Annotated in this window: 15 protein-coding genes; 6 read left to right on the top strand and 9 right to left on the bottom strand. The window is 66.6% G+C overall.

Translation table 11 applies throughout. The features are described 5' to 3' along the window. Window positions 1–53: 53 nt before the first annotated feature. Both HNP98_RS05405 and HNP98_RS05400 read right to left on the bottom strand, forming a co-directional pair. A complete protein-coding gene (locus HNP98_RS05405; RefSeq protein WP_173809030.1) occupies window positions 54–602 on the bottom strand; it encodes a suppressor of fused domain protein in 549 nt (182 codons plus the stop codon). Between the two features lie 114 nt (window positions 603–716). After that, window positions 717–1,925 carry an NAD(P)-dependent oxidoreductase gene (locus HNP98_RS05400; RefSeq protein ID WP_173809029.1) on the bottom strand — a complete coding sequence of 403 codons (1,209 nt, stop codon included), beginning with the start codon at window positions 1,923–1,925 and terminating at the stop codon, window positions 717–719. Between the two features lie 295 nt (window positions 1,926–2,220). On the opposite strand from HNP98_RS05400, the gene gcvP reads away from it, so the two are divergent. Then, window positions 2,221–5,136 carry an aminomethyl-transferring glycine dehydrogenase gene (gcvP, locus tag HNP98_RS05395; RefSeq protein ID WP_173809028.1) on the top strand — a complete coding sequence of 972 codons (2,916 nt, stop codon included), beginning with the start codon at window positions 2,221–2,223 and terminating at the stop codon, window positions 5,134–5,136. Window positions 5,137–5,217: 81 nt separating this feature from the next. On the opposite strand, the gene HNP98_RS05390 is transcribed toward gcvP, so the two are convergent. Continuing rightward, on the bottom strand, window positions 5,218–5,526 hold the full coding sequence (locus HNP98_RS05390) for an SH3 domain-containing protein (RefSeq protein WP_173809027.1): 309 nt from the start codon (window positions 5,524–5,526) through the stop codon (window positions 5,218–5,220). Between the two features lie 174 nt (window positions 5,527–5,700). Here HNP98_RS05390 and HNP98_RS05385 point away from each other — a divergent pair, with 174 nt between their 5' ends. Both HNP98_RS05385 and HNP98_RS05380 read left to right on the top strand, forming a co-directional pair. Next, entirely contained in the window at window positions 5,701–6,306 is a 606-nt protein-coding gene (locus HNP98_RS05385; protein WP_173809026.1) for a DUF4136 domain-containing protein, read from the top strand. Between the two features lie 249 nt (window positions 6,307–6,555). Then, window positions 6,556–9,468 carry an MSEP-CTERM sorting domain-containing protein gene (locus HNP98_RS05380; RefSeq protein ID WP_173809025.1) on the top strand — a complete coding sequence of 971 codons (2,913 nt, stop codon included), beginning with the start codon at window positions 6,556–6,558 and terminating at the stop codon, window positions 9,466–9,468. Between the two features lie 128 nt (window positions 9,469–9,596). On the opposite strand, the gene HNP98_RS05375 is transcribed toward HNP98_RS05380, so the two are convergent. The 3 genes from HNP98_RS05375 to HNP98_RS05365 all read right to left on the bottom strand — a co-directional run bounded on the left by HNP98_RS05375 (window position 9,597) and on the right by HNP98_RS05365 (window position 11,881). After that, entirely contained in the window at window positions 9,597–9,992 is a 396-nt protein-coding gene (locus HNP98_RS05375; RefSeq protein ID WP_173809024.1) for a DUF805 domain-containing protein, read from the bottom strand. Window positions 9,993–10,003: 11 nt separating this feature from the next. Further along, complete coding sequence (gene lipA / locus HNP98_RS05370) at window positions 10,004–10,900, bottom strand: lipoyl synthase (RefSeq protein WP_173809023.1); 897 nt, start codon at window positions 10,898–10,900, stop codon at window positions 10,004–10,006. A gap of 102 nt (window positions 10,901–11,002) precedes the next feature. Then, window positions 11,003–11,881 carry a hypothetical protein gene (locus HNP98_RS05365; RefSeq protein WP_173809022.1) on the bottom strand — a complete coding sequence of 293 codons (879 nt, stop codon included), beginning with the start codon at window positions 11,879–11,881 and terminating at the stop codon, window positions 11,003–11,005. Window positions 11,882–12,011: 130 nt separating this feature from the next. Here HNP98_RS05365 and HNP98_RS05360 point away from each other — a divergent pair, with 130 nt between their 5' ends. Then, complete coding sequence (locus HNP98_RS05360; RefSeq protein WP_173809021.1) at window positions 12,012–12,422, top strand: OsmC family protein; 411 nt, start codon at window positions 12,012–12,014, stop codon at window positions 12,420–12,422. Between the two features lie 193 nt (window positions 12,423–12,615). Here HNP98_RS05360 and ytxJ read toward each other — a convergent pair whose 3' ends face one another. The 3 genes from ytxJ to HNP98_RS05345 all read right to left on the bottom strand — a co-directional run bounded on the left by ytxJ (window position 12,616) and on the right by HNP98_RS05345 (window position 13,827). After that, the gene (ytxJ, locus tag HNP98_RS05355) at window positions 12,616–12,963 is read right to left on the bottom strand and encodes a bacillithiol system redox-active protein YtxJ (protein WP_173809020.1); all 348 of its coding nucleotides are present in this window, start codon (window positions 12,961–12,963) and stop codon (window positions 12,616–12,618) included. A gap of 122 nt (window positions 12,964–13,085) precedes the next feature. Next, complete coding sequence (locus HNP98_RS05350; protein WP_173809019.1) at window positions 13,086–13,430, bottom strand: hypothetical protein; 345 nt, start codon at window positions 13,428–13,430, stop codon at window positions 13,086–13,088. Beyond that, window positions 13,384–13,827, bottom strand: a complete 444-nt coding sequence (locus HNP98_RS05345) for a hypothetical protein (protein ID WP_173809018.1) — start codon at window positions 13,825–13,827, stop codon at window positions 13,384–13,386. The genes HNP98_RS05350 and HNP98_RS05345 overlap by 47 nt, the downstream gene beginning before the upstream one ends. Before the next feature lie 220 nt (window positions 13,828–14,047). Between HNP98_RS05345 and HNP98_RS05340 the strand changes: the two genes are divergently transcribed. After that, the gene (locus HNP98_RS05340) at window positions 14,048–16,387 is read left to right on the top strand and encodes a M20/M25/M40 family metallo-hydrolase (protein WP_173809017.1); all 2,340 of its coding nucleotides are present in this window, start codon (window positions 14,048–14,050) and stop codon (window positions 16,385–16,387) included. 210 nt (window positions 16,388–16,597) lie between these two features. After that, complete coding sequence (locus tag HNP98_RS05335) at window positions 16,598–17,560, top strand: proline iminopeptidase-family hydrolase (protein ID WP_173809016.1); 963 nt, start codon at window positions 16,598–16,600, stop codon at window positions 17,558–17,560. Window positions 17,561–17,575: the final 15 nt, after the last annotated feature.

Here is a 17,575-nt window from a genome sequence, read left to right as displayed (position 1 = left end):
GGCATTAGGCTGTACCGGGTACGGTAGGGGCCCTAGTACGGTAGGGGCCCTAATTAGAAGAGAGAAGGTCTATTTAAATCCCAGAAATCGACTTCCACATCTTCTAGATAATCCTCAAAATAATTCCACCCTTTTGCAGTAATTACTTCGATTTCCGCTCTGCAAATCGGCAGTAACCAAACAAAAACTGTTTTGGGGGAAGAACCTTCGAAAACATGTAATTCTTCGGGCCACAAAACTGGTATTGAAGCGTATACACCGGTTGTCATCACATCCTGTATTAACGGCTTTTCCGCTATGACCTCTCCTCGCAGCAGGCCACGGCCTCCAACAGCTATGCCCTCTGCGAATGTTATCAAAAAAGAGGCAACGTCATCTATAGGATAGGTGTTGGAAACCCCAAACAGAAGCTCCTGACGTACTTGCTTGTTGCCAATGGCAAGGATATGATTGCTTAGGCCGAGCGTAGAGAAAGTATTCATTCCTACTTCTGGGATATTCTCGAACAAGGAAACTTCAATCCCAAAAGCATTTCCTGACGGGGGTCCCCAGCCTCGCGTAATGTGCCCTAAGTGGGCCTCCATGTGCTCATAAATCTTCATGATTATAGCGGGGGAATTATATTAATCGGCGCAAATGAAATAGGTAGTCGTCTAATTGATTGTATGAAATAATCAGAAAAATCGTCTTCGCACAAGGCCCCAAAGCCTCTGTAGTTAAACACCTGCGTATCCCGCCAAATACCCAAACCGCTCCGTCAATTCCCCATCCTGCGCGATGGTGGCGCGGGCCAGCACGCCGCCCGCGTCGCCGTTGAAAAACTGGGGGAACACGTGGTCGAGCAGCTGGCGGCCGAAGTCGCGGCTGGCATTGCGGGGCAGCTCGCAGGGCAGGTTGTCCACGGCCATCACCGTGATGGTTTGGGGCCCCGAGTAGGGCGGCGCCAGGGCCCCGGTGGCGGGGTCGTAGTCGAAGGCCGGGGCGGGAATGGTGCTGCTGCGCTGCGTGACGGGGATGGAGCCGTTCACGTCGCAGGTCACGTCGGCGATGGTGTTGATGCGGAAGTTGGGGCCCCCAACGTCGGCCAGCGCGAACAGGCGCGGGGCCGCCGGGTGCCAGAACGCGCAGGCAATCAGCAGGTCAGTGACGGGCGCGAACAGGCCGAACGTGGATTCGTAGGCCTCCGGGTGGCGGTGGAAGTCGGGCGTGTCCCAGACGCGGCCGTCGCGGCGGCTGTTGTAGTCGGCCGAGCCCAGCTGGGTGTACACCGGCTCGCGGAAATCGTGGTAGAGGTAGTCGTACACGCTCACCCGCCGGATGCCCACGCGGTCGAGCACCTCCAGGGCCCCCTGGGCCACGCGGCCCGTGCCGGTCACGGCTATCTTGATGGGCGGCAGCGCTTTGACTTTGAAGTATTCCTCCTGCATGTCGTCCATGTCCACGCACTGGTAGGCCGGCTTGAGGGCAAACAGGCCGTGCTTGCGGCCGTAGGTGAGCAGGCCGTTGTAGGCCCCCACGATGCCGGCGTAGCGCCCGAAGGCCACTACCCGCTCGCCGCGCCCGTTGGTAATCAGCTCGTAGTCAATGAGCTTAATGTGGTGGTCCAGCACCGCGCGTAGCAGCGGCTGGTTGGCGGGCTGCGCCTTGATGGTGTGCGAGAAAAACAGGTACGTTTGGTGCGGCAGCAGTTGGGCCACGGGCACCTCCTTCACGCCCAGCAGCACGTCGCAGCCGGCCACGTCGTCGCGCACCTCTATGCCCAGGTCGCGGTACTCCTGGTCGGCGTAGCTCCGGTGCGGGCTGCTCTGCACCGCAATTTGCAGGCCGGGGAAGGTGCTTTGGGCCTCCACACACTTCTTGGGCGTGAGGGGCACGCGGCGGTCGGGGGGCGTTTTGCCTTCGCGGAGCAGGCCAATGGTGAGCATAAAGCGGTGGGAAAGTGAGTAGGGAGAACGAGGTTTGGGGTGGTCCGGCGACTTTTTCTGTCGTCGGACCACTCTTACCATTGAACAGCGGCCCCGGGCAGTAGCTAGAGTGGCCCCGGGCAGTAGCCAGCGTGGCCCGACGACTGAAAAAGTCGCCGGACCACCCCGTGCTGGGCCCGTGCACTGAGTGGAAACGTTGGACAAAGCTACCGATTAGGGCCCCGGCCGGGACGTTTAGACCGTACCTTTGTTGTAGGGTTTCACACCCCGCCACCCCCACTTCATACCCCTGCCGATGTCGCTGAAACCCCAGCCCGCCGATGTTTTTGAAGCCCGCCACAACGCCCCCGGCGCCGCCGACCAGGCGGCCATGCTCCGCACCATCGGGGTGGCCAGCGTGGCCCAGCTGATCGACGAAACCGTGCCGCCCGCCATCCGCCTGCCGCGCCCGTTGGATTTGCCCGCCGCCCTCAGCGAGCGGGCTTTTTTGGCGAAGTTCAAGCAGATTGCCAGCCAGAACCAGGTGTTTAAGAGCTACATCGGCCTGGGCTACCACGACACCACGCTGCCGCCGGTCATCCAGCGCAACATCCTCGAAAACCCCGGCTGGTACACCGCCTACACGCCCTACCAGGCCGAAATTGCCCAGGGCCGCCTCGAAGCCCTCATCAATTACCAGACGATGGTGATTGACCTCACGGGCCTCGAAATTGCCAACGCCAGCCTGCTCGACGAGGGCACCGCCGCCGCCGAGGCCATGCACATGCTGCACAGCCAAACGAAGAAAAAAGGGGCTTATAAATACTTCGTCTCGGAGCAGGTGCTGCCCCAAACCATCGACCTGCTGCGCACCCGCGCCACGCCGGTGGGCATCGAGCTGGTCGTAGGCGACCACCGCGAGGCCGACCTCAGCGGCCCCGATTTCTTCGGCGCCATGGTGCAGTACCCGGCGGCCGACGGCGAGATTTTCGACTACAAAGACTTCATCGCCAGCGCGCAAAAAGAGAACGTGTTCGTGGTGATGGCGGCCGACTTGCTGGCCCTCACGCTGCTCACCTCGCCCGGCGAGCTGGGCGCCGACGTGTGCGTGGGCAACTCGCAGCGCTTCGGCGTGCCGATGGGCTACGGGGGGCCCCACGCGGGCTTCTTCTCGTGCCGCGACCAGTTCAAGCGCGTCATCCCCGGCCGCCTGATCGGGCAGAGCATCGACGCGGCCGGCAACAAGGCCTACCGCATGGCCCTGCAAACCCGCGAGCAGCACATCCGCCGCGAAAAAGCCACCTCCAACATCTGCACCGCGCAGGTGCTGCTGAGCGTGTTGGCCGGCATGTACGCCGTGTACCACGGGCCCCAGCGCCTGCGGCAGTTCGCCATCAACACCCACGCGCTGGCCCAAACGCTAGCCACCGGCCTGGGGGCCCTGGGCGTGGAACAAACCAACGCCTTCTACTTCGACACCCTGAACCTGCGCCTGGAAAGCGCCGAGATGCAGCAGGCCGTGCGCCAGGAAGCCGAGGCCCGGGGCCTCAACTTCCGCTACTTCGGCGAGGTGCGGGTGGGCCTGTCGCTCAACCAAAACACCGAGCTGCACGACGTGGCCGACATCCTCGACGTGTTCGGCAAGGTGCTGGGCAAGGAGACGGAGAAGCCCGCGCCGCTGGAAGAAGTGGAGCTGCTGGCCCCCGCCGGCCTGGCCCGCACCAGCGAGTACCTCACCCACCCGGTCTTCAACACGCATCAGACAGAGCACGAGCTGCTGCGCTACATGAAGCAGCTCGAAAACAAGGACCTGAGCTTGGCCCACAGCATGATTGCCCTGGGCTCGTGCACGATGAAGCTGAACGCCACCGCCGAAATGATTCCGGTGACCTGGGCCGAAATCGGGGGCCTGCACCCTTTCGCGCCCGTGGAGCAAGCCAAGGGCTACCAGCAGATTTTCAGCGACCTGCAAGCCTGGCTGTGCGAAGTCACCGGCTTTGCCGCCGTCAGTCTCCAGCCCAACTCGGGGGCCCAGGGCGAGTACGCCGGCCTGCTGGCCATCCGCGGCTACCACGAGGCCCGCGGCGACCACCACCGCAAGGTGGCCCTCATCCCGTCCTCGGCCCATGGCACCAACCCCGCCTCGGCCGTGATGGCGGGCATGGAAGTCGTCGTGGTGAAAAGTAGCGAGGACGGCAACATCGACCTGGCCGACCTGCGGGCCCAGGCCGACAAGCACGCCGACCGCCTCGCCGCCCTCATGGTCACCTACCCCAGCACACACGGCGTGTACGAGGAAACCATCATCGAAATCTGCGCGATGATTCACGCCCACGGCGGCCGCGTGTACATGGACGGCGCCAACATGAACGCCCAGGTGGGCCTCACTTCGCCCGCCATCATCGGCGCCGACGTGTGCCACCTGAACCTGCACAAAACCTTCTGCATCCCGCACGGCGGCGGGGGCCCCGGCGTGGGCCCCATCGGCGTGGTGGCCGACCTGGCCCCCTACCTGCCCGGCCACGCCGTGGTGCCGGTGGAAGGCCGCAGCAGCGGCGCGGTGTCGGCGGCGCCCTGGGGCTCGGCCAGCATTTTGCCCATCAGCTACGCCTACATTTCGATGATGGGCGGCGACGGCTTGCAGCGCGCCACGGAGCTGGCCATCCTGAACGCCAACTACATCAAGGCCCGCCTGGAGGCCCACTACCCGGTGCTGTACACCGGCAGCCACGGCCGCTGCGCCCACGAGATGATTCTGGACTGCCGCCACTTCAAAAAGGCCGGCATCGAGGTCGAAGACATCGCCAAGCGCCTGATGGATTACGGGTTCCACGCGCCCACCGTGAGCTTCCCCGTGGCCGGCACGCTGATGGTGGAGCCCACCGAAAGCGAGAGCAAGGCCGAGCTGGACCGCTTCTGCGACGCCATGATTGCCATCCGCAAGGAGATTGCCGAGGTGGAAGCCGGCCGCGCCGACGCCAAGGACAACGTGCTCAAGCACGCCCCGCACACCGCCGCCACCGTGCTCGTGCACGACTGGACCCGCCCCTACTCGCGCGAGCAGGCCGTGTACCCCCTGGAATCGGTGCGCGCCAACAAGTTCTGGCCCAGCGTGAGCCGCATCGACTCGGCCTACGGCGACCGCAACCTGATTTGCAGCTGCACGCCCATCGAGCAGTACGTGGACCAGGAAGAAGAGCTGGTGCAGGCCGACAAAGGCCCTTCTTATTAGGAGTTAAAAGTTGGGGGTTAAAAATTAAGAGGCCCGTCTGAATTACCGGACGGGCCTCTTACCTTTTAACTCTCTTTTAACTTACTTATCGCCCCGCACGCCGAAGCAGCGGCGGTCCATGTAGCCGGTGGTGGTTTTGCCGTCTTTGTCGAGGCGCACCTTCACGAAATAGGCGTTGATGGTGTCGGTGACCTGTACCTCGGTGCCGGTGGGCGACTGCGCCAGCACGGTCGAGGTTTTGGTCATGCCGTCGTACACGGGGCAATCCACGATGGTGGTGTGGGGCTGCGGGGTGCGGTTGGCGTTGGCCGTGCGCAGGCGTTCGTCGCGGGCGGCGGTGCAGGAACCCAGCCCGGCGGCGACCAATAAGAGCAATGCAATTCGAGTCATTGGAATGAGAGAGGAGGAGAACAGCGCGGTAAGATAGAAAGATTGCTGGATTATCCAGTAGCATTCTTGTTGCGCCGGAACGCGGACCGGTAGTTTTTCGTTGAAATAATGACCGCCGGCCGCCGTTGTACCCCCGGAGCCGCCAGGCTATTTTCTCGTCCTTTTTATTCCGCCATGAACCCTATTTCCCGTTATCTTACCCGTCCTACCGCGCTGGTAGCCACGGGCCTGGCCCTGCTGCTGGGGGCCGTTGGCTGCACCACGTCGCACGTGGGCGTATCCAACGATTTTGACCACGCCGTCAACTTCCGCGCCTACAAAACCTGGTCCTGGTACCCCCGCCAATCCGGCGACACCCAGGGCGGCCCCGCCAAGGGCTACGAGTCGTTCGTTGACCAACGCATTCGCGCCGCGGTATCGGCCGACCTGGCCAACAAAGGCCTGACCGAAGCCGCCCCGGGCCAGGCCCCCGACGTGTTCATCGCCTACACCGCCCGCGTGGAGAACAAGCAAGAGGTGTCTCCGTACTACGGGGGCTACCCCTACGGTGGCTACGGCTACGGTTACGGCGGCTTTGGCCGCGGCTACGGCGGCGTTTCGCAGTACAAAGCCGGCACGGTCATCATCGACATCGTGGACGCCCGCCGCAAGGAGTTGGCTTGGCGCGGCACGGGCATGGCCCAGCTCAACCAGAACAACATCACCCAGGAGGAAGCCACCCGCATCGTGACCGGCATCCTCGAGACCTACCCGCCCACCGACAACCAGGTGCGCCGCTAGGCCGCGTTGCTGCTTATTACCAGAAAGGCCCTTTCCGACTTGGAAAGGGCCTTTTTTGTTTGAAGAAATCTTCGATTTAGAAGCGGCTGGTCGTTGAATATTGCTCGTAACACGGGGAAAAAATCTTATTTGGGCACATTTACTTTGAAATTCAAAGTTCTTTATAATACATTTGTCATGCTGCCAGGATAGCCGTCGCTGGCCGCAGCAGGCAATTTTTCCTTCTATCCGCGACCGGCATTTTTCCTTATGCGTACCCTGCAAAACCCCCGGTGGCTACTCGTCGTCAGCACCGGCCCGCTTGTGTTGCTGGCGCTGCTGTGCGGCGGGGAGTACGGCGTCATCCAGTCGCTACTGCCGCCGGCGAGCCTGTTGCGGTGGCAGCAGTGCGGGCTGGGCTGGGCCGTTTTGGCGGGCTTCACGCTGGGCTATGCGGGCTGGAGCTGGGCCACCGGGCGGCGACTCGGGGCCCGGTACGCCGGGGCCGCGCTGGTGGCCGGCGGCGCATTTCTGTGGCTCTGCACGGCCTGCGGCGACGAGCTGCTGCCCCGCAGCGTGCCGCGCTGGATGGTGCCCACCGATGTTCTGGTGTACGCCTGGACGTTTGTGATGCCCACCCTGGCCCACGCGCTGTTGCTGCTGGTGGTGCACGCCACACCCGCCGACCGCCCGCACCGGGCCCTGCCGAGCTTTGGGCTGGCCGCGGCGGTGCCCCTGGCCGCGTGGCTGCTGGGATTGTTGCTGTCTTCGCTCCGCTTTTTTGATAGATGGGATGGGATGTTGCCGGGCCAAGATCTGCTTAGCGGGGCGTTGCTCGTGGCCGCGCTGGCGCTGGGGCCCTGTGCTTTCCTCTTCTTCCTGGTGCGCGGGGCGTACATCATCGGCCTGAACCGCCCGGACGCCGCGCTGGGGATTGCTTGGAAAGTGGTGGTTTCGCTCGTGCTGCCCGTGCTGGGCCTGGCCGTAAACGCGGGAGCCTTTTGGGGAGGCCTGGGACACGAGGCGGGGATTTTCGGCAACTTTTGCAGCCCGTGGTTCTACGGCCTGGCGGTGCTGAACGGGGCGCTGCTGTGCTGCCCAAACCCGCAGCGGCCCGGGTGGCGGCTGGCCCTGCTGGCGGGGCGCAGCGCCCTGTTGGGCTACACATTCTATTTTTTCCTGGTGTTCCTGCCGTTTCTGCCGTTGTCGGTGCTGGCGGTTATTGCCGTCGGCACGGGCTTTTTGATGCTTGCGCCGCTGGTGCTGCTCGTGCTGCACGTGCAGGTGCTGAGCGACGACCTGGAAGCACTGCGGCCCCGTTTTGCCCGCTGGGTGGGCCGTGCCGCGCTGGCGGGCGGCGCGGCCCTGCTGCCGCTGCTCGTCACGGCCAGCTACTGGCACGACCGCCAGGTGCTGCACGCGGCGCTGGCCTACGTGTACCGGCCCGACTACGCCCGGGCCTACGCCCTCAACGCGCCCGCGCTGGCCCGCACGCTGGCCGTGGTGCGGCAGCACAAAGCCGGCACCCGCGACCTTTTCATGGGTTCGCAGCAGCCCTACCTGTCGGCCTATTACAACTGGCTGGTGCTGGACAACCTGACTTTGTCGGACAGTAAGATGGCGCACCTGGAAGCCGTGTTCGCGCAGCGTACGGCGGCGGCGGAAGAGGGCCCCGGCGGCAGCGTCTTTCCTCGCCCGGGGCCCGCACCGGCCCCGGCGGTGTTGCGCCGGCTCACGGCCCGCAGCCGCTACGATGCCCGCCAGCAGGCCTGGGTGAGCTGGGTGGATTTGGAGGTAGCCAACGCCGACGGGGGCCCGGTCCCGGGCGAGTACCGCACCGCGTTTGCGCTGCCGGCCGGCTGCTGGGTCGGCGGCTATTACCTCGACATCAACGGCCGCCGCGAGTCCGGCCTCCTGGCCGAGCAAAAGGCCGCCGATTGGGTGTACGCCCAGATTTTGCACCAGCAAGACCGCCGCGACCCGGGCCTGCTGGCCTACGCCGGGCCCGGCCGCCTGCGGCTCAGCGTGTACCCGGTAGTGGGGGCCGCCGTGCGCCGCACGGGCTTCCAGCTGCTGCACAAAGAACCGCTGGCGCTGGCCATCGACGGCCAAACCGTGGCGCTGGGCACCGTGGCCGGGGCCCCCGCGCCCGCCGGGCCCGTGGCCACCGCCGGCGGCGCAGTGGTGTACCTGAGCGCGGCGGCCAAACAGCGGTTGCCGCTGGTGCAGCGCCAGCCGTACTACCATTTCCTCATCGACGCATCGGCGGGCAAGGGCGGGCTGAAAGCGGCGTATGAGCAGCGGGTGGCCGATTTTCTGCGCAGCGGGACCGAGGGTCTGCGCAACGGGGCCCCGGGCCTGGGCCCGCCCCGCTTCACGCTGGTGAACACCTACGCCCACCCCGTGCCGGCCGGGGCCGACTGGCAACAGCAGCTCGACGCGTTTCCCAACGCGGGCGGCTGCTACCTCACCGGGGCCGTGCAGCGCGTGCTGGCCGACGCCCAGCTGCACCCGGGCCCCGGCTACCCGGTGCTGGTGGTGGTGACCGACGCGGTAGCCGCCACGGTACTGGCCCCCGACTTCGACGAGCTGGCGGCGGCCTACCCGGAAAGCGACGAATTTCTGGTGCTGAGCCCCGGCCGCCGCGCCGAAACCCGCTCGCTGCACCGGGCCCTGGTGCCCCAGCCGCTGGGTGCCGCGGCGGCCGGGGCCCGGGGCGTGCGGGCCTGGCCCACCGCGGCCCGCCCCCGCGCCTACCTGCCCGACGACGGCCGCCCCGCCGTGGTGCTGGCCCAGCCGCAGGCCGCGCTGTCGCTGGGCCCCGGCCCCGGCCCGGCCACGCGCTGGCTGGCGGGCCTGTGGCTGAGCGGCTACGGCCAGTGGCAGGCCCTGCACCCCGCCGCGGCCGATGCCCAGCGCCTGGCTTTCATCCAGGCCAGCTTCCAAAACCAATTGCTGACGCCGCTGACCTCCTTCCTGGCGCTCGAAAACGAAGCGCAAAAGGCCGCCCTCCGCCGCAAGCAGGCCCAGACCCTCGCCGCCAACGCCAGCCTCGACGCCCAGGAAACCCCGCTCGATGCGCCCACCGCCGTGCCGCTCGACGACTACGCCGGGTGGCTGCTGCTGCTGGGCCTATGGGCCGGCTACTGGAAGCTGCGGCAAAAATCCCTACAACGGGCCTGAGAAGCTGTTTAAGTTAGCACCCGCTGCGTTCAGCGACGCCGCTTGGCGTCTGCTGTTAGGCCGAAACCGGGCAGCGAGGAGACACCAAGAGGATTCTTTACCGCGCGTGCGGGGCCCCACAAATTAATTCAAACAGCTTCTGAGGCAAGGTCCTCGCCGAGGGCTGGCGGTGCGGGGGCCGCCGGACGCAGCCCGGGCCGCTTAGGGTCGGGCCCGAAGCGGTTGGGGCCCACGGTGCCCGGCACCAGCTGCAGCCCGGCCCCTAGCACATAGCTCACCACGGGCAATAAGCTCGTGAGGGCCCACCAGGCCCGCAGGTCCAGGTCGTGCAGGCGCTGCAACATTTGAATGATGAGCAGGTAGCCCACGGCCACCAAACCTCCCACGGCCACGGGTTCGATGGTTGGTATCTGCGGCAGCAGCGTGGGCAGCGCGTAGCACCCGATGCCCGCGGCGTACAGCAGCGCGATGCGCCCAAAGTAGTGCCGCCGCCGCAGGCGGCCCCGCGCGGTAAAGAACGCCATCCGCTGCTTGGCTAAACCGGCACGTTCACGTGGCGCTCGGCGTGGTAGGAGCTGCGCACCAGGGGGCCGCTTTCCACGTATTTCAGGCCCCGGCGCAGGCCTTCCTCGCGGTAGTGGGCAAACTGGTCGGGGGTGATGAACTCGGCCACGGCCAGGTGGCGCTTGGTGGGCTGGAGGTACTGGCCCAGGGTGAGGATGTCGAGGCCGTTGGCTACGAGGTCGTCCATGGCTTGGTACAGCTCGTCGGGCTGCTCGCCCAGGCCCAGCATGATGCCCGACTTGGTGCGGTGGCCGGCCAGCTTCGTGCGGCGGATTTGCTCCAGGCTGCGGTCGTAGCGGCCCTGCGGGCGCACGAGGCGGTAGAGGCTGCCCACGGTTTCCATGTTGTGCGAAATCACCTCCTGGCCGCCCGAAATCATGGTTTCCAGGGCTGCCCAGTTGGCTTTCACGTCGGGGATGAGGGTTTCGATGGTGGTGGTGGGCGAGAGCTGCTTGGTGAGCACCACGGTTTCGTGCCACACGGCGGCGCCGCGGTCCTTCAGCTCGTCGCGGTTCACGCTGGTCAGCACGGCGTGCTTCACCTTCATCAGGGCAATGGCCTCGGCCACGCGGCGGGGCTCGTCGAGGTCGAGCTCGGTGGGGCGGCCGGTGGCCACGGCGCAAAACGAGCACGAGCGGGTGCAGATGTTGCCCAAAATCATGAACGTGGCCGTGCCCGCGCCCCAGCACTCGCCCATGTTGGGGCAGTTGCCGCTCTCGCAGATGGTGTGCAGCTTGTGCTCGTCCACGAGCTTGCGCACGGCGGCGTACTCGGGGCCCACGGGCAGCTTCACGCGCAGCCAGTCGGGCTTGCGGGGGCGGGCCGGGGCGGCCGTTTCGGGCTGGTTGAGGATGGGCAGGTCAATCATTATATCAGCTGTTGGCTACTAGCTGTTGGCTATTAGCTTGATGGGGTAATTTCATTCTAAAAAAAGCTAACGGCTAACAGCCAGCAGCTAATGGCTACTGCCCTACGAGCGGTGGCCGATGTAGAGCGTGAGGTACACCGAGGGGAAAAACCGGTTGTTGACGAGCGCCGGGTCGCCGAGCGTGCCGGGGCTGAGCACGAGCAGGCGCTTGGTGTAGGCCTCCACCAGGAAGCCGGCCTCGATGCCCGCCACGGCGTCGCGGTAGCGGCCGTACTCGAAGCTAAGGGCCCCGCGCAGGTGCAGCCCGGGCACGAACTGCAGCTTGCCGATGCCGCTAAAAAACGGCGCGTGGTCAATAATGGCCCCCTCCTGCACGTGGATGCTGGGGTCGTACTGCTCGTCGCGGATGTCGTCGCCGTTGCCGAAGCGCCCGGTGTTGGCGGCGGTGTAGTCGTAGCTGATGTAGTAGGGCATCAGCAGCCCAATGGAAGGGCCCGCGCTGAGCAGCGCGTTCACCTGCACCCCCGCGTCGGCGGCTTTGCGGAACAGGATGCGCTGCACGCCCACCGAGGGCCGCAGCGCGAAAGCGTAGTTGGTCTTGTGGTAGATAAAGCTGCCGCCGGTGGCGCTGTTGGTGACGCGCTCTTCCTTTTGGTTTTTCAGCGATACGCCCTCCAGGCTCCAGAACCGCAGCCACCGGTCGTCAATTACCCGCGTCGAGCGGATGGACAGGCCCCCGATGAGGCCGCCCTGGGTGTTGAAGTTGATGCCGTACACGAACTCCTTGCGGTACGACTGCTCGTCGGACGGAGCCGCCGTGACCACCGGTGGACGCACCGGGGCCGGGGCCGGCACCCGGGCGCGGGCGGGCGCCACCGGCGCGGCGCGGGCCGCGGTATCGGCGGGGGTTTGGGCCCGGGCGGCCAGGGGCAGGGCCCCGGCCAGCAGCAGGCCGGACAGTAGGCGGCAAAAAGACGGCATGGGCAACGAAGTTAGGCGCGGGACGGAACAAAGGTAGGCTGCCTGCGAAACCCGCGCGCGGCCCGTTGGGTTCGGCCGTTCGGCTACCTTTGCGCTGCCCCCGGCTCCACCCCTAGTAAAGATACGCGCAATGCCCACCGCCACCGCCCAGTATTTGGGCCAGCTCCGCACCGAAGCCACCCACGTGGCCTCGGGCACCGTTATCCAAACCGACGCCCCCGTGGACAACCACGGCAAGGGCGAGGCCTTTTCGCCCACCGACCTGGTGTGCGTGGCCCTCGCCTCGTGCATCGTCACCACGATGGGCATCGTGGCCGAGCGCCACCACGTGGACCTGGCCGGCAGCACCTACGCCACCACCAAGCACATGAGCACCGCGCCGCCGCGCCGCATTGCCCGCATCGAAGTGGCGCTGCGGCTGCCCGCCGCCCTCGCCCCCGCCGACCGGGCCCTGATGGAGCGCACCGCCCGCACCTGCCCCGTGGCCCTGAGCCTGCACCCCGACGTGGACAAGCACATCGTGTTCGACTACGCGCTGTAGCGTTCCATCCCCTAGAAGCTGTTTGAGTTAATAAAGTGGTCATGCCCATCTACGACACTTTCTAGCTAACTCAGCTTCTTAGCAAAGGCATGAAAACGGCCCAGCAGGCCCGTTTAGGTAGCTTCCTTCAGAAATGAGCGGGCCCCCGGCGCAAGTTGCGCCGGGGGCCCGCTGCTGTTGGGGCGCGGCCGAACTAGCCGGCTACCGCCGCCTTCACGGCGTCCAGCCGGATGCCCATGTGCGAGGCGTTGAAGGTGGCCTCGCCGTTCTGGATGAGCAGCAGCTGCGGCGACTGGTGCTCCACGCCAAACTGCTCGGTGATTTGAGCCGAGAGGGGACGGAAGCGCAGCAGGTCGAGGTAGTAAATCGGCACGCCGTCGAGGCCGCTGGCGGCCCACTGGCGCTCAATTTTGGCCTTGGCCGCCGCGCTGATGGAGCAGGTCGTGCTGTGCTTGAAAACGATGACCGGGTGCTGGCGCGATTCATCGGCCAGGGCGGTTACTTGGGCGGCATCGGTCAGGGGGAGCCAGGGAGTGGACATGGGCAGGCGTTTAAGTTACTGGTTGAGTGAGAATGAGCCAAGAAACGAGCCACAGTTGGCCCCGGGGCGCGGGCTACAACACCGGCCGCGGCCAATCATTCCCCGGCGCAACAAGTTGGCGCTCATTTTTGCTTGCGGCCCCGGCTCAGAAATTTCTTTTTGCGGGCCACCACGGGGGCCCCGTGGCGGTAGCGCAGGGCGTCGGCCCCGTCGGGGCGGGGCTGGTCGCCGTCGCCGCGCTGCAGGCGGGTGCGGGCCACGTCGAGGTGGCTGTCTTTGTAAGGCGCGGGGGTGCGGCGGGCCTCGCGCTGGGCGCGGCGGCTGTCGGCGTCGAGTTGGCGCGGGGTTTCGGGCACAATTTGGGCGGGGGCGGGCAGGGCCGCGCCGGTCAGCACCAGGCCCAGCAGCCAGCGGCCGGCGCTAAGGAGCCGGGGCGGGGCGCGGCGAACTGGGTTTGGGGTTGGCATGGGGGTGGGATTTGGGGTGGAAGAGGTTGCCGATGGCCTCGAAGGGCTTGAACGGCTTTTTGGGCGCTTTGTGCACGCGGCGGCGCATCAGCTTGGGCTTTTTCACGAGCCCGGTTTTCTTGTCGTACTTCACCTTGTTGGCCGCCGACGGCTCTTTGGCGGGGGCGGCGTCGGCCGCGGCGGGGGCGGCCCCGGGGGGCGGGGCAGCAGCGGCTTCTTCCTTTTGCTTGCGGTGCTTGCCCGCGGCCCGGGCGCTTTGCTGGCGGGCCCGCTCGGCGGCCTTGCGCTGCGCCTTCAGCTCGGGCGACACGGGCGGCGTGGGCAGCCGGTAGGGGTGCAGGAGGGTACACGCGCCCAGCAGCAAGCTTAGCAGCAGGAGAATAAATAAGCGGTTCACGGGGGGCATAGCATAGGATAAGGGCCGGAAGATAAGCACGGCCCCGCCGCGGCCGTGCCCTGCCGCGGCCCATCTTGGCGGCTCCCTATTCCATCTTGCCACCTTGCTATTCCGCCCCGCCGCCGGCCGGGCGCGGGGGCCCCGGCCGGCGGCGGGCGGGCGGCTTTGGATTGCTGGGGGCCAGTGCGTTGCTTTGGTGCTCATTCCGAACGCTTTGCTTATGCCCCCATTTCTACGCCGCTGGCTGCCGTTGCTCGGGCTGCTGCTGTTTGCCGCGCTGGCCCTGTACCTGGCGCGGGCGCCGCGGCCGGTGCCGGCCGGGGCCCCGGCCACCGCGTTTTCGGCCGAGCGGGCGCTGCGCGAGGTGGCCGTGATGGCCCGGGTGCCCCACAGCATCGGCACGCCGGCCAACGGGGCGGTGCGCGACTACCTGCTGCGCCGCTGCCGGGCCCTGGGCCTGCGCGCCACCGTGCAGGACACCACCGTGGTGGTGGCCGGGGGCCCCGGGTCCCTCACCGGGGCGCGGGTGCAGAACGTGGTGGCCCGCCTGCCCGGCCGCGTGCCCGGGGGCCCCGCCGTGCTGGTGCTCACGCACTACGACTCGCAGCCCCACACGCCCGGGGCCAGCGACGACGGCGCGGGCGTGGCCGCCGCCCTCGAAACCCTGCGGGCCCTGCGCGCCGGCCCGCCCCTGGCCCACGACGTGCGCTGGGTATTCACCGACGGCGAGGAAGTGGGCCTGCTGGGGGCCCTGGCCTACACCGCCGACACCGCCCGGCTGCGGCGTGAAGTGGGCGTGGTGCTGAACTTTGAGGCGCGGGGCAACGGGGGACCCAGCCTGTTGTTCGAAGTAAGCAGCGGCAATACCTGGGTATTGGAAGAATTTGCCAAGGCCGCGCCTCCGGCACCGCTGGGTTCGTCGCTGGCCTACGAAATCTACCGCTACCTGCCCAACGGCACCGATTTTACCGCCTTCCGCGCCGCGGGCCTGCCGGGGCTGAATTTCGCCTTCACCGGCGGCTACGCCTACTACCACAGCCCGGCCGACACGCCCGCGCACCTCAATTTGGCCTCGCTCCAGCACCAGGGCGACTACCTGCTGCCCCTGGTGCGGCACTTCGCCAGCATTTCGCTCACCCACGCGCCCACGGCCGACAGCTCGTTCTTCAACCCGCTGGGCACCTGGCTAGTGGTGTACCCCGCCGGCTGGAACTGGGGGCTGAACATCATCGGCGGGCTGCTGCTGCTGGCGGCCATTGCGCAGGCCCGGCGGCGGGGCCGCCTGCGCCTGGCGGGCCTGCTGGGCGGGGCCCTGGCCTGGGCCGTGGGCACGGCGCTGGTGCTGGCCGCGGGCTGGTACCTGGCGCGCGCCGTGGTAGCCGCCTACCCGCAGTACGCGGCGTTCTACGACCACGCCTTTTACAACGTGGGCTGGTACCACCTGGCGCTGGTGGCCCTGGGCACGGCCGTGTTCGCGGCCTACTGCGGGGCCCTGCGCCAGTGGCTACGGCCCGATTCGCTAACGGGCGGCGTGCTGCTGGTGCTGGCCGGGCTGCAAGCCTTTTTGCAAATGAAAGCGCCCACGTTGGGCTTCCTGCTGGGCATTCCCATCGTGTGCGGGGCCCTGGCCTGGCTCTGGCAGACGGTGACCACCCAGCGGCCGTTCATTGGGCCCCGGGGCCGGCGCGAGGTGTATTCGCTGCCCCTGGGCCCCGTGGGCGCGCTGCTGGCCGTGCCGGCCGTGGCACTGCTGGCCCCCAACCTGCGCGCGCTGCTCACGCTGGCCGGCCTGGGGCCCCTGCTGCTGGCCGGCCTGTTTTTTCTGGCGGTGCTGCTGGGCCTGCTGCTGCCGGCGCTGCTGCCCGCCCTGGGCCGCACCGAAACCACCCGCGCCCGCTGGGGCCTGCCGCTGCTGGCCGCCGCCGGGGCCCTGGGGGCCCTGGCCGCCGCCCACGCCGCCAGCCGCCCCACCGCCGAGCACCCGCAGCAAACGCACGTCTTTTACACCCTCGACGCCAATCACGGGCAAGCCTACTGGCTCAGCAGCCTGGCCCAGCCCGACGCCTGGACGCGGCAGTTTTTCTCCGCGCCTACCCTGGGGCCCCTGCCCGCGCTATTCCCCGGCTCGGCGCTGCCCGTGCTGCACCAGGAAGCCCCGCGCCTACCGCTGGCTCCGCCCATCATCACCGTGCTGGCCGATACTACCTTGCCCACCGGCCGCCGCCTGCGCCTGCAAGTGCGCCCGGGGCGGCCCGGCGTGGTAAGCCTGCGCTTGGTATGGGTTGGAATACCGTCGCGCAGCTTGCGTGTAGCCGGGCACGCTGTAGATTCAACTAGCCTTGTTGCCCGTTACAAAGTCCTTACTTTTTTCGCTCCTGGCGCGGCCGGCGTTACAGTGGAATTAGAAACTGGTACCACACAGCCCATCGAGTTTACCCTCACCGACCGCAGCCTGGGCCTACCCGCCGCCGCTAAAGCGCAGCCCCTCCCCGCCGAAACGGTTGCCGCGCCCGGCTACAACAGCTTCACCACGCAGGTTATGAAGCGGTTTGAGTTGTGAGTTTTAGACATGCCAAGGCAACGGGGGAACCTCACGAGACCCCTGCGGGGCGGGCCCCTCTCCTGCGGAGAGGGGTGCCAGTACCTGAACGTTATTAACTGAACAAGCAAATTGAACGCACCCCTCTCCGCAGGAGAGGGGCCCGCCCCGCAGGGGTCTCGTGAGGTTCCCCCGCCCGGGCCCTAAAGGCCCCCTATCCCCCACCGCCCCATGCCCATCCGCGCCACCCTTTCCCTCCTGCTATTCCTGCTCCTCCCGCTGCTGGCCCGGGCCCAGGCCAAAGACAGCAGCTACGCGGCCAAAATGCGGGCCCCGGGCGTCAAAATGATTACCGTGGACGGCAAGTACCGGGTGTGGACGCAGCGGGTAGGCAAGGGCAAAATCAAGCTCCTGCTGCTGCACGGGGGCCCCGCCAATACCCACGAGTACTTCGAGAATTTCCCCGAGTACCTGGGCAAGGAAGGCGTCGAAATCTACTTCTACGACCAGCTCGGCTCCTACCACTCCGACCAGCCCAAGGATACCGCTATCTGGCGCATCAGCCGCTTCGTGGCTGAGGTGGAGCAGGTGCGCCGGGCCCTCAGGCTCAAGCACTTCTACCTACTGGGCCACTCCTGGGGCGGCCTGCTGGCCCTGGAGTACGCCGCCCGCTACCCCAAGCACCTGGGCGGCCTCATCGTCTCGAACATGGGCTACAGCGCCCCCATCTACAACAAATACCGCTTCGGCCTCTACGCCGACATCATCCGCGAGCAGCGCCACGGCCGCCCCGCCGCCCCCGACAGCCTGCAAGGCGACAGCAAAATGATGCCGCTGATAACCAAGCCCGTGCAGGACGAATTCTTCCACCAGCACATGCTGCGCCTCCCCCCAGGCCAGGAACCGGGGCCCTACGCCCGCAACCTCGCCCATATCAACAAAGCCGACAGGGCCCCCATCTTCCCCTTCATGGCCACCTGGGATTTCACCGCCCGCCTGGCCACCATCCGCACGCCCACCCTATTACTGGGGGCCCAATACGATTTTATTCCCCCTTCGGCCTACGCATACATGCACCAGCAAATGCCCCACAGCCAAGTTTATATCTGCCCCAACGGCTCCCACTTCGCCATGTGGGACGACCCCCAGCATTATTTCCCCGCGCTGCTGGCGTTTCTGAAGGAACATCGATAAATATAGTGAGTAAAA

The sequence above is a fragment of the Hymenobacter caeli genome, from assembly GCF_013294115.1.
GTDB lineage: Bacteria > Bacteroidota > Bacteroidia > Cytophagales > Hymenobacteraceae > Hymenobacter > Hymenobacter caeli.
This window is presented reverse-complemented; position numbering and strand designations above follow the sequence as displayed.

Excerpts from the sequence above, each read along its gene's own strand:
- lipA (WP_173809023.1), bottom strand. The coding sequence starts at position 10,900 with ATGATTGACCTGCCCATCCTCAACCAGCCCGAAACGGCCGCCCCGGCC.
- HNP98_RS05360 (WP_173809021.1), top strand. The coding sequence starts at position 12,012 with ATGCCCACCGCCACCGCCCAGTATTTGGGCCAGCTCCGCACCGAAGCC.
- gcvP (WP_173809028.1), top strand. The coding sequence starts at position 2,221 with ATGTCGCTGAAACCCCAGCCCGCCGATGTTTTTGAAGCCCGCCACAAC.
- HNP98_RS05340 (WP_173809017.1), top strand. The coding sequence starts at position 14,048 with ATGCCCCCATTTCTACGCCGCTGGCTGCCGTTGCTCGGGCTGCTGCTG.
- HNP98_RS05390 (WP_173809027.1), bottom strand. The coding sequence starts at position 5,526 with ATGACTCGAATTGCATTGCTCTTATTGGTCGCCGCCGGGCTGGGTTCC.
- HNP98_RS05405 (WP_173809030.1), bottom strand. The coding sequence starts at position 602 with ATGAAGATTTATGAGCACATGGAGGCCCACTTAGGGCACATTACGCGA.
- HNP98_RS05365 (WP_173809022.1), bottom strand. The coding sequence starts at position 11,881 with ATGCCGTCTTTTTGCCGCCTACTGTCCGGCCTGCTGCTGGCCGGGGCC.
- HNP98_RS05350 (WP_173809019.1), bottom strand. The coding sequence starts at position 13,430 with ATGCCAACCCCAAACCCAGTTCGCCGCGCCCCGCCCCGGCTCCTTAGC.
- HNP98_RS05400 (WP_173809029.1), bottom strand. The coding sequence starts at position 1,925 with ATGCTCACCATTGGCCTGCTCCGCGAAGGCAAAACGCCCCCCGACCGC.
- HNP98_RS05335 (WP_173809016.1), top strand. The coding sequence starts at position 16,598 with ATGCCCATCCGCGCCACCCTTTCCCTCCTGCTATTCCTGCTCCTCCCG.
- HNP98_RS05375 (WP_173809024.1), bottom strand. The coding sequence starts at position 9,992 with ATGGCGTTCTTTACCGCGCGGGGCCGCCTGCGGCGGCGGCACTACTTT.
- ytxJ (WP_173809020.1), bottom strand. The coding sequence starts at position 12,963 with ATGTCCACTCCCTGGCTCCCCCTGACCGATGCCGCCCAAGTAACCGCC.
- HNP98_RS05380 (WP_173809025.1), top strand. The coding sequence starts at position 6,556 with ATGCGTACCCTGCAAAACCCCCGGTGGCTACTCGTCGTCAGCACCGGC.
- HNP98_RS05385 (WP_173809026.1), top strand. The coding sequence starts at position 5,701 with ATGAACCCTATTTCCCGTTATCTTACCCGTCCTACCGCGCTGGTAGCC.